10 protein-coding genes are annotated in these 12,097 nt (G+C 43.7%); 7 read left to right on the forward strand and 3 right to left on the reverse strand.

Annotation, left to right across the window (positions count from 1 at the left end):
- Positions 1 to 53 precede the first annotated feature (53 nt).
- The 3 genes from AC5JPO_RS00160 to AC5JPO_RS00170 are packed head-to-tail and all read left to right on the forward strand — an operon-like array spanning position 54 to position 3,619.
- Entirely contained in the window at positions 54 to 1,073 is a 1,020-nt protein-coding gene (locus AC5JPO_RS00160; RefSeq protein WP_493852126.1) for a TAXI family TRAP transporter solute-binding subunit, read from the forward strand.
- A complete protein-coding gene (locus AC5JPO_RS00165; protein WP_493852125.1) occupies positions 1,051 to 1,611 on the forward strand; it encodes a DUF1850 domain-containing protein in 561 nt (186 codons plus the stop codon). The genes AC5JPO_RS00160 and AC5JPO_RS00165 overlap by 23 nt, the downstream gene beginning before the upstream one ends.
- Complete coding sequence (locus tag AC5JPO_RS00170; protein WP_372887390.1) at positions 1,583 to 3,619, forward strand: TRAP transporter permease; 2,037 nt, start codon at positions 1,583 to 1,585, stop codon at positions 3,617 to 3,619. The genes AC5JPO_RS00165 and AC5JPO_RS00170 overlap by 29 nt, the downstream gene beginning before the upstream one ends.
- Before the next feature lie 145 nt (positions 3,620 to 3,764).
- On the opposite strand, the gene lipA is transcribed toward AC5JPO_RS00170, so the two are convergent.
- Positions 3,765 to 4,808, reverse strand: a complete 1,044-nt coding sequence (gene lipA / locus AC5JPO_RS00175) for a lipoyl synthase (RefSeq protein WP_372887392.1) — start codon at positions 4,806 to 4,808, stop codon at positions 3,765 to 3,767.
- Between the two features lie 148 nt (positions 4,809 to 4,956).
- Entirely contained in the window at positions 4,957 to 5,367 is a 411-nt protein-coding gene (locus AC5JPO_RS00180) for a carboxymuconolactone decarboxylase family protein (protein WP_493852124.1), read from the reverse strand.
- Between the two features lie 325 nt (positions 5,368 to 5,692).
- Here AC5JPO_RS00180 and acnB point away from each other — a divergent pair, with 325 nt between their 5' ends.
- The 3 genes from acnB (at position 5,693) to AC5JPO_RS00195 (ending at position 9,937) form a co-directional block, all read left to right on the forward strand.
- Positions 5,693 to 8,296, forward strand: a complete 2,604-nt coding sequence (gene acnB / locus AC5JPO_RS00185) for a bifunctional aconitate hydratase 2/2-methylisocitrate dehydratase (RefSeq protein ID WP_493852123.1) — start codon at positions 5,693 to 5,695, stop codon at positions 8,294 to 8,296.
- A gap of 197 nt (positions 8,297 to 8,493) precedes the next feature.
- Positions 8,494 to 9,249: a hypothetical protein gene (locus AC5JPO_RS00190; RefSeq protein ID WP_493852122.1), complete on the forward strand. Its 756-nt coding sequence runs from the start codon at positions 8,494 to 8,496 to the stop codon at positions 9,247 to 9,249.
- A 244-nt stretch (positions 9,250 to 9,493) separates the two neighbouring features.
- Positions 9,494 to 9,937: a PACE efflux transporter gene (locus AC5JPO_RS00195; protein WP_319050567.1), complete on the forward strand. Its 444-nt coding sequence runs from the start codon at positions 9,494 to 9,496 to the stop codon at positions 9,935 to 9,937.
- A 157-nt stretch (positions 9,938 to 10,094) separates the two neighbouring features.
- Here AC5JPO_RS00195 and AC5JPO_RS00200 read toward each other — a convergent pair whose 3' ends face one another.
- Positions 10,095 to 10,892, reverse strand: coding sequence for an enoyl-CoA hydratase/isomerase family protein (locus tag AC5JPO_RS00200; RefSeq protein WP_493852121.1), 798 nt, complete (start codon positions 10,890 to 10,892; stop codon positions 10,095 to 10,097).
- Between the two features lie 327 nt (positions 10,893 to 11,219).
- Between AC5JPO_RS00200 and AC5JPO_RS00205 the strand changes: the two genes are divergently transcribed.
- Positions 11,220 to 12,032 carry an alpha/beta fold hydrolase gene (locus AC5JPO_RS00205; protein ID WP_319050565.1) on the forward strand — a complete coding sequence of 271 codons (813 nt, stop codon included), beginning with the start codon at positions 11,220 to 11,222 and terminating at the stop codon, positions 12,030 to 12,032.
- The last annotated feature ends 65 nt before the right edge of the window (positions 12,033 to 12,097 follow it).

Genomic DNA, 12,097 nt, shown 5'->3' on the forward strand with positions numbered 1-12,097 from the left:
AATTTATTAATACCGTTAGATGTATTAAATCGATTACTTCAAGGATGAACTCAATGCTCAATTCTCTAAAGTCTCCATTACTTTTATCAGCCATGTTAAGCGTCACACTAGGCTTGACCGCATGCTCATCACCAAGCTCAGAAGGTGAGGATACTGCCGCTGTAGATAGTACGGCAACTGAGGCTGCCACTGACACGCTGGATACTAAATTTGTGACTATCGCGACCGGCGGCGCCTCTGGTCCTTACAACATCATCGGTACGTCACTGTCTGAGGTGTATGTCAAAAACTTTGGCGTTAACTCCAAAACCCAAACCACGGGTGCATCAGTTGAAAACGTCAATCTATTGACCCAAGGCAAAGTCGATATGGTATTGGCATTGAGTGATGTGGTCACTGACGCAGTCGAAGGTAAAAATAACTTTGAGCAGCCAATCACGAACATTCAACAGATTGCAGTACTGTACCCTAACGTGGTGCAAATCGTCACGTCGAAAAAATCTGGCATCAAAAATATTGAAGACTTGCGCGGCAAGCGTATCGCTGTTGGCGATCAAGGCTCTGGCACGGAAGTAAACGCTCGCACCTTACTAGAAGGGTTTGGCATCACTTATGATGATGTCACCGTTGATTATCTAGGGTTTGCTGAAGCGGCTGACGGCATGAAAGCAGGTAAGATTGAAGCGGCATTCTTTAGTAGTGGTCTGCCAAACTCATCTTTAATGGAGCTAGAGCAAGGCCTCGATCTACAGATTGTGACTATCGACCAAGACAAGCTAAAAGAAATCATTGCGGCTAAGCCTTATTTTAAAACCTTTGCTATCCCTGCGGGCACTTATGGCAATGAAACAGATGTTCCAACTGCAGCAATCATGAATGCGTTGTTGGTTAGCTCTGATCTGTCTGAAGCTGATGGTTATAAACTAACCAAAGCTTTGTTTGATAATTTGGACGGTCTAAAAACAGCACACCAAGCGGCTAATGACATCAGCTTAGAAACGGCTCGTGAGGGTATGGTCGCTCCAATCCATCCTGGTGCTAAGAAATACTATGACGAACAAGCAGCCAAGTAATTCATGTTGGTTATCAACTGGCGCCGCATTCATTGTAGCGCTGGTTTTTTTTATGCTATGGATGGGTTTGATGCTCCAATCCGTTGTGGAAGTGCGAGTTGCAGTCGAGGGTGATGATGACAAGGTTTGTTATTTCGCCGACCCTAATTTTCAGCTGCGCTGGATACATTCTGTAGAGAAGCAGTGGTGGGAAGAGCAGTATCAGCGTCTAGATAAAACCAGTACAGAAGATGCTACGTTATTACTCACCACCACTTACTTTGAAGCGTTCGGTGCTGGGACCCCCTCAACTGAACCACTCGCTCCCATACAAAAACCTGGCTATCTTGGGTATCAAATTAATGAAGAACTGCCCAATCTCAATTGGGTCGTGTCTAGACTGACCAAGGGTGAGATCGATTACGGTGGTCATCGTTTCTTGATTCACCAGTGGGTGCCAGACTATTCTGAAGTGGTAATCATGCCTAAGACGTATGGTTTAATTGATAGATTTAAAAAGGACTTTTGTCATGAACTCCCAAGTGACGGATCACGATAGCGTGAATACCACGCCAGATGCTGACGTTGATAAAGATGCTGAGGCTGTCAACCGAGCGGTATTGGAAAAATACGACCGAGAGTCAATCACACGTCATATCACGCAAGGACCAGTGAAGTACTTTATCGCTGGTATTTGTATCCTTTATTCGCTCTTTCATTTGTATATCACCTTTAACCCAATGCCAGCGTTGTTACAGCGCTCCGTACACGTGGGTGTTGGTTTTGCCTTGATTTTCTTGATTTTCCCCGCCAGCAAAAAAAGCAGTCGTAAGCGAGTCGCATGGTATGACTGGCTTTGGTTTGCGCTGTCCTTATCTGGCATGGGCTACTTGATTTACGAGTATCAAGATATTGTGACCTCGCGCGGCGGTATGGCGAACCAGATGGATGTGATATTTTCACTAATCACCGTAGTCTGTGTGTTAGAGGGCAGTCGCCGTATCACAGGTTGGATTTTGCCAATATTGGCAGGGATATTCTTAGCCTATCCGTTTGTCAGTCACATGGATTTTATGCCTGACAGGCTGTTGACTCGCCCTTACGATATGGGTGATATTTTTGGTCAATTATTCCTAAAAACAGAAGGTTTATATTCTGTCGCGATCGGTGCGTCAGTGACGTTTATTTTCTTGTTTATCTTATTCGGTGCGTTCTTAGCACGCTCAGGGATGGGGCAGCTGTTTAATGATTTGGCATTGGCCATCGCAGGTCATAAGAAAGGCGGGCCTGCAAAAGTAGCGGTCATCTCTAGTGGCTTTATGGGCAGTATCAACGGCTCTGCATTATCAAATGTAGTAAGTACTGGTGCCTTTACGATTCCGCTGATGAAAAAAGTCGGCTATCACAAAGATTTCGCGGGTGCAGTTGAGGCGAGTGCGTCTGTAGGTGGGCAGATTTTGCCACCAATTATGGGTGCCAGTGCGTTCATTATGGCAGAGACCACAGGTTTGCCTTATAGCACGATTGCGCTTGCAGCCCTATTACCAGCCGTGCTGTACTATTTGGGTGTGATTGCACAGGTACACTTTCGCGCTGGTCGCCGCGATCTAAAAGGTATCGCTAAAGAAAATCTGCCAGCAGTAAAAGCAGTACTAAAAGCACGTGGTCATATGCTATTGCCGATTGTTTTTTTGGTTTTCTTGTTAATCAAAAATGTACCTGTCGGTTATGCTGCCGCTTATACCATTGGTTTTACGGTTGTCATCAGTATGCTACGTGCTGAGACACGCATGAGCTTTTCTGATATTTTGGGTGCATTGGAAGATGGTGCGCGTCAATCACTTGCAGTTATGGCGGCCTGTGCGGTCGTTGGTATTATCATTGGGGTGGTGAGTCTGACTAGTTTCGGTACCGTAATGACATCCTCTATCGTTACGCTAGGCGCGGGATCGTTGTTCTTTACGCTTATTTTGACCATGCTAGCATCTATGGTATTAGGCATGGGATTACCGTCTATTCCTGCCTATATCATTACGGCGACGATGGCGGCACCAGCGTTGGCTGGTTTTGATATTCCAATCTTGTCAGCGCATATGTTTGTCTTTTATTTTGGTATTTTTGCCAATATTACCCCGCCTGTGTGTCTGGCGGCCTTTGCTGGTGCGGGTATATCGGGCGGCGATCCGATGAAGACAGGATTCTTGTCACTCAAACTGGCACTCGCTGGATTTATCGTACCGTTCATGTTCATCTATAATCCTACGATGCTGATGATTGATCCAACCGGTTTAGCAGTCACGGCAAAAGACTTTCCACTACCGCCTATTGTAGATATCATCACGGTGGTTGTGACCTCAGTAACAGGTGTGATTGCACTAAGCTCAGCACTTGAGGGGTATTTTAGAGGTCAGATGAATACCGTGACTCGTGTCATCTTAGCGATTGGTGCTTTGCTATTAATTTATCCTGAGATGTTGACGGGGATCATCGGCGGTATCATCGTACTAGGTATTGCGGTACTCAACATAAAAACAGCTGGAAAGCCAACGCCAACTTTAACCGTGTAAAACGTTGGGTTTGAATCCTTTGATAATCTATCAAGGCGAAAAAAAGGGTGAATAACAAATTTGTTATTCACCCTTTTTGGTATTCTTAAAAACTGTTCTTAGCGATCGTTGTTAGCAACTAATTTCGCATCGCTTTGTAGCTAGATTAGCAGCCAAGTTTGCCTTCAGCTTCTAATGCTTTTTTGCTGCGGATAGGTGCTGGGCAGTCTTCGCCGTAGTACTGACGATCTGCAAAGTAGCTTGAGCGTACCATTGGACCTGCCCAAATGCTAAAGAAGCCAATCTTTTTGCCGTAGTCCATATAGCGTTGGAACTCATCTGGATGGACGTAACGATCGACGGGCGCGTGATTCTTACTAGGCTGTAAGTACTGACCAATGGTAATCATGTCTACGTCATGCGCTTTTAGGTCATCAAGTAGGGCATAGATCTCTTCTTCAGTCTCACCAAGACCGACCATAAAGCCACATTTGGTTGCGATATCAGGACGACGCTCTTTGTAAATTTTAAGCAAGTCGAGTGAATGCTGATAATCAGAGCCTGGACGGAAGGCTTTATAGAGACGTGGCACGGTTTCGATGTTGTGGTTGAACACATCAGGCGCGGTCTCTGTCAGTAGGTCTAAAGCGATATCCATACGACCACGGAAATCGGGTACCAAAATCTCGATTAGACAATTGGGGCTAAGCGCTCTTGATTCGTTTAGTACTTCAACGAAATGTCCAGCACCGCCATCTTTTAGATCATCACGATCGACAGAAGTAATTACCGCATATTTGAGCTTTAGACCTTCGATAGTCTCAGCGGTATGACGTGGCTCATCCTTATCTAGCTCATTAGGGCGACCGTGACCGACATCACAGAATGGGCAGCGACGGGTACAGATATCACCCATGATCATAAAGGTCGCTGTACCATCAGCAAAACACTGTGGCAGGTTAGGGCAGGCCGCTTCCTCGCAGACGGTGTAGAGCTTTTGCTCACGCAAAGTGGCTTTGATACGTGCCACTTCAGCAGGTGATGACATTTTTACCCGAATCCAATCTGGCTTTTTCTTAGCCTCGACGGTCGGGATTACCTTGATTGGGATACGGGCAACTTTATCGTAGCCACGTAGCTTTTCGCCTTGGATGGCTTTTTTTGGTTTGACCTTAGCAGCAGGTACATGTGTTTGTACGGCAGTTGTCATAATAGAATTATCTCTTAACCCTTTATATTATAAGGGTTTATGGAATTATCAAAATGTTTTATGAGTAACGATATTATAGCAGAAATTTAGCAGGTATTTTTTGTACAATATCATTAAGGTTACTACGATTGCTCTAGCGACCATAGTTTTAAATATCTATATCGATTTCCATCTCATTTAGGGTATCTATGGCGGCACGAAATGCTTCTTGCGTGGCAGGCGCGCCGCAGTAAGGGAGGCTATGCATCAGCACTTCTCGTATTTCAGCGACACTTGCCCCGTTATTGATGGCACCGCGAATATGTCCTTTTAACTCGTTTGGGCTTTTTTGTGCAATCAAAAAGGCAATGGTAATTAATGAGCGGTACTTGCGCGGTAGCACTGAATCATCTTGCCATGTGCTGCCCCAAGCATGTTCAATGATCCAGTCTTGTAGTGGCTGAGTAAATCCTGTTGCCGCGTCAAGCGAGCGCTTCACATGCTGCTCACCCATCACCTCTGTGCGTACTTTGAGCCCATTGTCATAGTTGGTATTGTTGTTCATATTACTATCGTCCATATCTCGTCGTCCTTAATAATGTCTTATAAAAGCGCATAACAGTCATATGGTGCCTGTTCAGTCATAAAGCAAGCACTTATTGATACGTGTGCCTGAGTGAATGCCAGTTATAATGAGCGTGACAATCATATTATTGATGGCACTATTTTTATAATAAATGTTCGATATGGCCTTACTATGCGCCTTTTCAGGACTGAGCCATTAACATTTAGAGCGATTTAAGCTATGATTGCACGGATAATTATTCCCTATAGTATATAGACGCAGGCAGTCATGCTGACTACCCACGCAATGTGCTAAACCCCAACTGACGAGGACGACTATTGTGTTAGAAGCTTATCGTAAACATGTCGAAGAACGTGCTGAGCTAGGAACGGTTCCGCTACCATTAAACGAAAAACAAGTAGCAGAGTTGGTTGAATTACTAAAGAACCCGCCAGCAGGCGAAGATGCATTTTTGATGAACTTGTTAGAAAACCGTATCCCTGCTGGTGTTGACCAAGCAGCCTACGTAAAAGCTGCGTTTTTGGCTGCTATCCTAAAGGGTGAGACGTCATCGCCACTTATTAGCAAGCAAAAAGCGGTTGAAATCCTAGGTACGATGCAAGGTGGCTACAACGTTCAGCCACTAGTTGCTGCCCTTGATGACAGTGAAGTTGCACAAGACGCTGCTGAAGCACTAAAGAAAACGCTATTGGTATTTGACGCATTTAATGATGTGACTGAAAAAGCTGAAGCGGGCAACACCATTGCTAAAGAAGTGGTTCAATCTTGGGCTGACGCAGAATGGTTCTTGAACCGTGATGCAGTACCAGAAAAAACCACTTATACGACGTTCAAAGTCACTGGCGAGACTAATACAGATGACTTGTCGCCTGCGCAAGACGCATGGAGCCGTCCTGATATTCCATTGCATTCACTAGCCATGCACAAAAACTCTCGCGACGGCATCACTGCTGACGAAGAGGGTGTTGTTGGTCCAATGAAGCAAATCGAAGCATTAAAAGAAAAAGGCCATCCGCTAGCTTATGTTGGTGATGTCGTTGGTACTGGTTCTAGCCGTAAGTCTGCCACCAACTCAGTATTGTGGTTGATGGGTGAAGATATTCCTAACGTGCCAAACAAACGTGGTGGTGGTCTGGTATTGGGTAACAATATCGCTCCGATCTTCTTTAACACCATGGAAGATTCTGGCGCATTGCCAATCGAAAAAGTTGCCGTTGATAACCTAAACATGGGTGATGTGTTTGACATCTATCCATACGAAGGCAAAATCACTAAGCATGACTCTGATGAAGTATTGTCAACGTTTGCACTAAACTCACCAACATTGCTTGATGAAGTACGTGCTGGTGGCCGTATCCCATTGATCGTTGGTCGTGGTTTGACTAACCGTGCTCGTGAATATATGGGTCTTGGTCATTCAGACGTATTTGCTAAGCCAGAAGAGCCAGCCGATACGGGTAAAGGCTTTACGCTAGCGCAGAAAATGGTTGGTAAAGCGTGTGGTCTAACAGGCGTACGTCCAGGTATGTACTGTGAGCCTAAGATGACTACGGTCGGCTCTCAGGATACCACTGGTCCAATGACGCGTGACGAGCTAAAAGACTTGGCATGTTTGGGTTTCCAAGCAGACCTAGTCATGCAGTCATTCTGCCATACTGCTGCTTATCCAAAGCCAGTTGACGTTGAGACTCAGCATACACTACCTGACTTTATCATGAACCGTGGCGGCGTCAGCTTACGTCCAGGTGATGGTATCATTCACTCATGGTTGAACCGTATGCTATTGCCAGATACCGTTGGTACTGGTGGTGACTCGCATACTCGTTTCCCAATGGGTATCTCGTTCCCAGCGGGTTCTGGCCTGGTTGCGTTCGCAGCTGCAACTGGTGTCATGCCACTTGATATGCCTGAATCTGTTCGTGTTCGTTTTGTTGGTGAGCGTCAAGCGGGTATCACCCTACGTGATCTCGTACATGCGATCCCTTATCAAGCGATCAAAGAAGGGTACTTGACGGTTGATAAGAAAGGCAAAATCAACGAGTTCAACGGTCGTATTCTTGAAATCGAAGGTCTAGAAGATTTGACCGCTGAGCAAGCGTTCGAATTGTCTGATGCCTCAGCTGAGCGTAGTGCTGCTGGTTGTACCATCACTTTATCTGAAGCATCAGTGACTGAGTACCTAAACTCAAACATCACGCTGCTTAAGTGGATGATCAGTGAAGGCTATGGCGATGCGCGTACGATCAGTCGCCGTGTTGAGCAAATGCAAGAGTGGTTGGCTAACCCAAGCCTCATGCGTGCTGATGATGATGCTGAATACGCTATCGACATCACTATCGATATGTCAGACATCAAAGAGCCTATCCTTTGCTGCCCGAACGATCCAGATGATGCAAAAACGTTAGCAGACGTCGCTGGCGATACCATTGATGAAGTATTCATTGGGTCATGTATGACCAACATCGGTCATTTCCGTGCCGCTGGTAAATTGCTACAAGACGTACCAGCAGGTAGCCTCAAGACTCGTCTATGGATTGCACCACCGACTAAGATGGATGCACGCCAGTTGATGGAAGAAGGTTACTACAACATCTATGCACAAGCCGGCGCTCGTACTGAAATGCCAGGTTGTTCACTATGTATGGGTAATCAAGCACGTATCGCACCGAAGTCTACTGCGGTATCGACCTCAACCCGTAACTTCCCGAACCGTCTAGGCCAAGGCGCTAACGTATACCTAGCATCTGCCGAGCTTGCAGCAGTCGCAGCGGTACTTGGTAAATTGCCGACTAACGATGAATATCAGCAGTATGCTGGCATGCTAAACAGCATGGGTGATGAAGTGTATCAATACATGAACTTCGACCGTATGGAAGACTATACGGAAGAAGCAGACAAGATCAATGTTGCTCAGTTGAGCTAGTCTTGGTTGACGCTTAAGTTAAACGTTTTTAAATAAACAAAACCTCGTATCGTGATGATGCGGGGTTTTTCGTTTTCAATATCAATAATGCATTTAACTATAATCACGACAGGAGTTGTCATAATAGACATACGTCTATACTTAAAATTATTAAAATATATGTATAATCAAGAAATAAAATTATCATAGGAATTAGAATGAGTTTTTCAATAGAGATACTATTAGGATTTTTAGCAGTGATAGCCGCTATTACTGTGCCACTCATTATCTATTTCCTGCAGAAAAGTAAAAAGAGATTGGCTTATGAAGTTGTTTCAAATACACAGTTAGTTGGAGTTAAAAGTGAAGTTCAAAATAAGATTAAAATTCATTATGAAAATAAAATTGTTGAAAATGTACATCTAGTATCAATTAGGATAATTAATAGTGGTAACCAACCGATTTCAATAGACGATTTTGCAAGACCAATCAGTATACAACTTGGTAGTAATACAAACATTTTGACGTGTGAAGTGTTAGAACAAAGTCCGAAAGACTTGGATATAAGTATTTTAAAAATGCAAAATAGCGTCGAAATTCAACCTCTATTACTTAATCCAAATGACAGTTTCAATTTGAATATCCTTCTAAGTGATTATAGGGAAGAGCTAGAGGTTTCTGCTAGGGTTAGAGGAATTAGCAACATTAAAGTTTATAAAGAGCCTGAGTCTATAAAAAGTATATTTTTATTTTTACTATTCGTTTTACTATTAATTTTAAACTTTTTTAACGCTGTATCTAAAAATAAAATTGGAAATTTTTTGGGTATAGATGGTCAGAACCTAGTATTGATACTTATGGGGCCTATTATTATATTTATGTGCTATACATTAATAAGCCTTTTGTATCAAGCTACTAAGGATTTTCTTGTAAAAAAAGTTAAAGAGATTTATTCTGAAGAAAGTGAGGAATAATCTATCTATAAAATATTAAGTATTTTTCTAAATAGGATTTGTATAAACTTTTTATACTTCAAGGTGCTCTATTGAATCTCATGCTACGATAAGTGCACCAGCTGATTTTATACGCTATCTTATGTATAATATAGGGGCAGGCGGAAACCGTGGCTCTGCATTTGACCTCTCTTTTCTATCTCGGGACGGACCGATACTTTGATATGCACTTTGCTGTTTAAATACAGGTGCTTTGGAGTCTTGGTTGATTACCTTATCCCCAGTTAAACGCCGTATTGTCTATGTGATTGTGTTTGAAATTCTGGCAATCATATCCTCTACCTTTGTACTCATGAAGCTTAGCAATAGTGATGCATCAGAATCGCTGCCCGCTGCTATGATGATATCGCTCGCTGCGATTATTTGGAACTTCTTATACAACACCGCTTTTGAGACTTGGGAGCAGCGCAGGCGTATAGCTGAGCGTACGCTGCTAATTCGTAGTGCGCATGCGCTGATTTTTGAAATCGGTCTGGTATTGATTTGCTTACCAATATACATCATCTGGTACGATGTCGGCTTGATCGAAGCATTTATGATGGAGGCAGCTTTGATGGTTTTCTTCTTAATATATAACTTTGTATTTACCTTTATTTTCGATAAAATATTTACCTTGCCTTATCATTATGACCCCGCGACGGCCTCTTGATAAAGGGCGCTGAATAGAAAAGGGCTGCCATAGTGGCAGCCCTTTTTTGATAGTATCCTTATAGTCCGTCTAAGCAAAACAAACTCAGTTGTCAGATTAAAGTGCTTACAGTCTCGTTATTTAACCTGGCGTTTAGCTTGGCTTGTCATTGAGCCTGTTACTTACCTTGATAGACAGGTTTACGTTTTGCTATAAATGCGCTAACCCCTTCTATAAAGTCATCGGTTTTTGCCATTACTGTCTGTTGCTCTACTTCCGTATCTAATGCTGCGCTCAAACCAGCAAAGGCGTGTACGTTGAAGCTCTCCTTCATAGCAGCCAATGCTTTGCCTGGTAGTTGGCTCAATCGTAGCGCCAATGCTTGTACGGTAGCATCTAGCTCATCAGCACTCACCACATTATTTACTAGATTTAAGCGCGCCATATCTTCTGCTTTTAACTTATCACCCAGCATCACAAGTTCCGTTGCTTTTGCGGCACCGACCAATTGATTCAGTAAATAAATACCACCTGCATCTGGCACTAGGCCAATATTGACAAAGGCTTGTACAAATTTTGCGTTGTCTGCGGCGATACGGAAGTCACAAGTAAGTGCCAAGTTCATACCAGCACCAGCTACAGCGCCTTCTAGTTTGGCAATGATAGGTTTATGCACATGGCGTAGTTTTAAGCTGACCTCTCCTGCGCCCTCTACCATACCTCTTAGTTTGGTAGAGACAACCTCTTTATCCAGCCCTTCAGATAGCATCTCTTTGATATCGCCGCCACTTGAGAAATTACCGCCAGCGCCTTGCAAGATAATCACTCGTACCTGATCGTCTGCTTCAGCCTTGTCTAGTGCTACCAAGACTTGGTTTTTTAGGGGGGTACCAAAAGCATTTAGGCTTTTTGGATCGTTAAAGGTAATGATCGCAATGTGTTTTTCAACTTGATAATCGACTAAAGGCTCTGACATCTGAGATTTCCTTATTTAAATGACGGTTTTAATATTTTGTATCAGTGAGAATGCTATGAGATAAAGGTAAAAATGATTCAATACCAATTACTATAGCAGCTTGCTCGGATTATAAAAGAGTATTTTATGAGCGCTCAAGACACATCTATACACTGGTCAAGAGTGCTGTTTTGTCGTATAAATTGATAGGGATTATCCAAGGACGTGATTGTCTAGCAAGGAGGTCATTGCCGAATGCATTTATAGACTATGCTAATATTCCAAGCTGAGCATAGAAGAATGTCATGTGACATATAAATTTTCAATGAATCAAACAAGGATGTGATTATGCCAACTATCAATATCAATAATGCTGATATCTATTATGAAGACAGCGCGCCTAACGATACGCAAAAGCCTGTCATTGTATTTGCTCATGGTCTGCTGTGGAGCTCGCAGATGTACGAAAAACAAGTGGCGTACTTTAAATCAGATTATCGCTGCATTGCTTTTGATTTCCGCGGACAGGGTCAGTCACAGATTACCAAATCTGGCTATGATATGGAGACACTGACCGAAGATACGCTTGGGCTAATCGACGCGCTTGGTATTGATCGCTGTCATTTTGTTGGTCTGTCCATGGGCGGGTTTGTGGCTCAGCGTATCGCCATAAAGCGTCCTGAACTACTGCTATCGCTCAGCTTACTAGAGACATCATCTGACGCCGAAGATCCAAAAAACATACCGCAGTATCGTAAACTGGTAAAAGCTATTCGTTGGCTCGGTATAAAGCGTGTGAGTAGCAAAGTCATGCCGATTATGTTTGGCAGTACGTTTTTGACGGACAAGCTACGCAAGTCCGACCGTAAGCACTGGCTCACTATGTTGCAGGGTAACCGTAAAGGCGGTGTGGTTAAGGCGACCATGGGCGTCATCGAGCGGACAGGCACCTATGAGCAACTGGGTGAGATTACGACACCGACACTCATCATCGTTGGGGATGAAGACGCAGCAACGCCTTATGATAAGTCTGAACGAATGCATTTTGCCATTGCTGGATCTAAGCTTGCGGTTATCAAAGGGGCAGGCCATACCTCAACAGTAGAGGAGCCTGATCAGGTCAATCGAGTGCTTAATAAGTTCTTGGAAAGCTGTGCTTAGTATAAACAACGAGTAGAGTATAGATAATGAGCAGATGCACGGCAGTACTTTGCTGATTGAAAAGT

The sequence above is a fragment of the Psychrobacter sp. H25 genome (assembly GCF_059076335.1).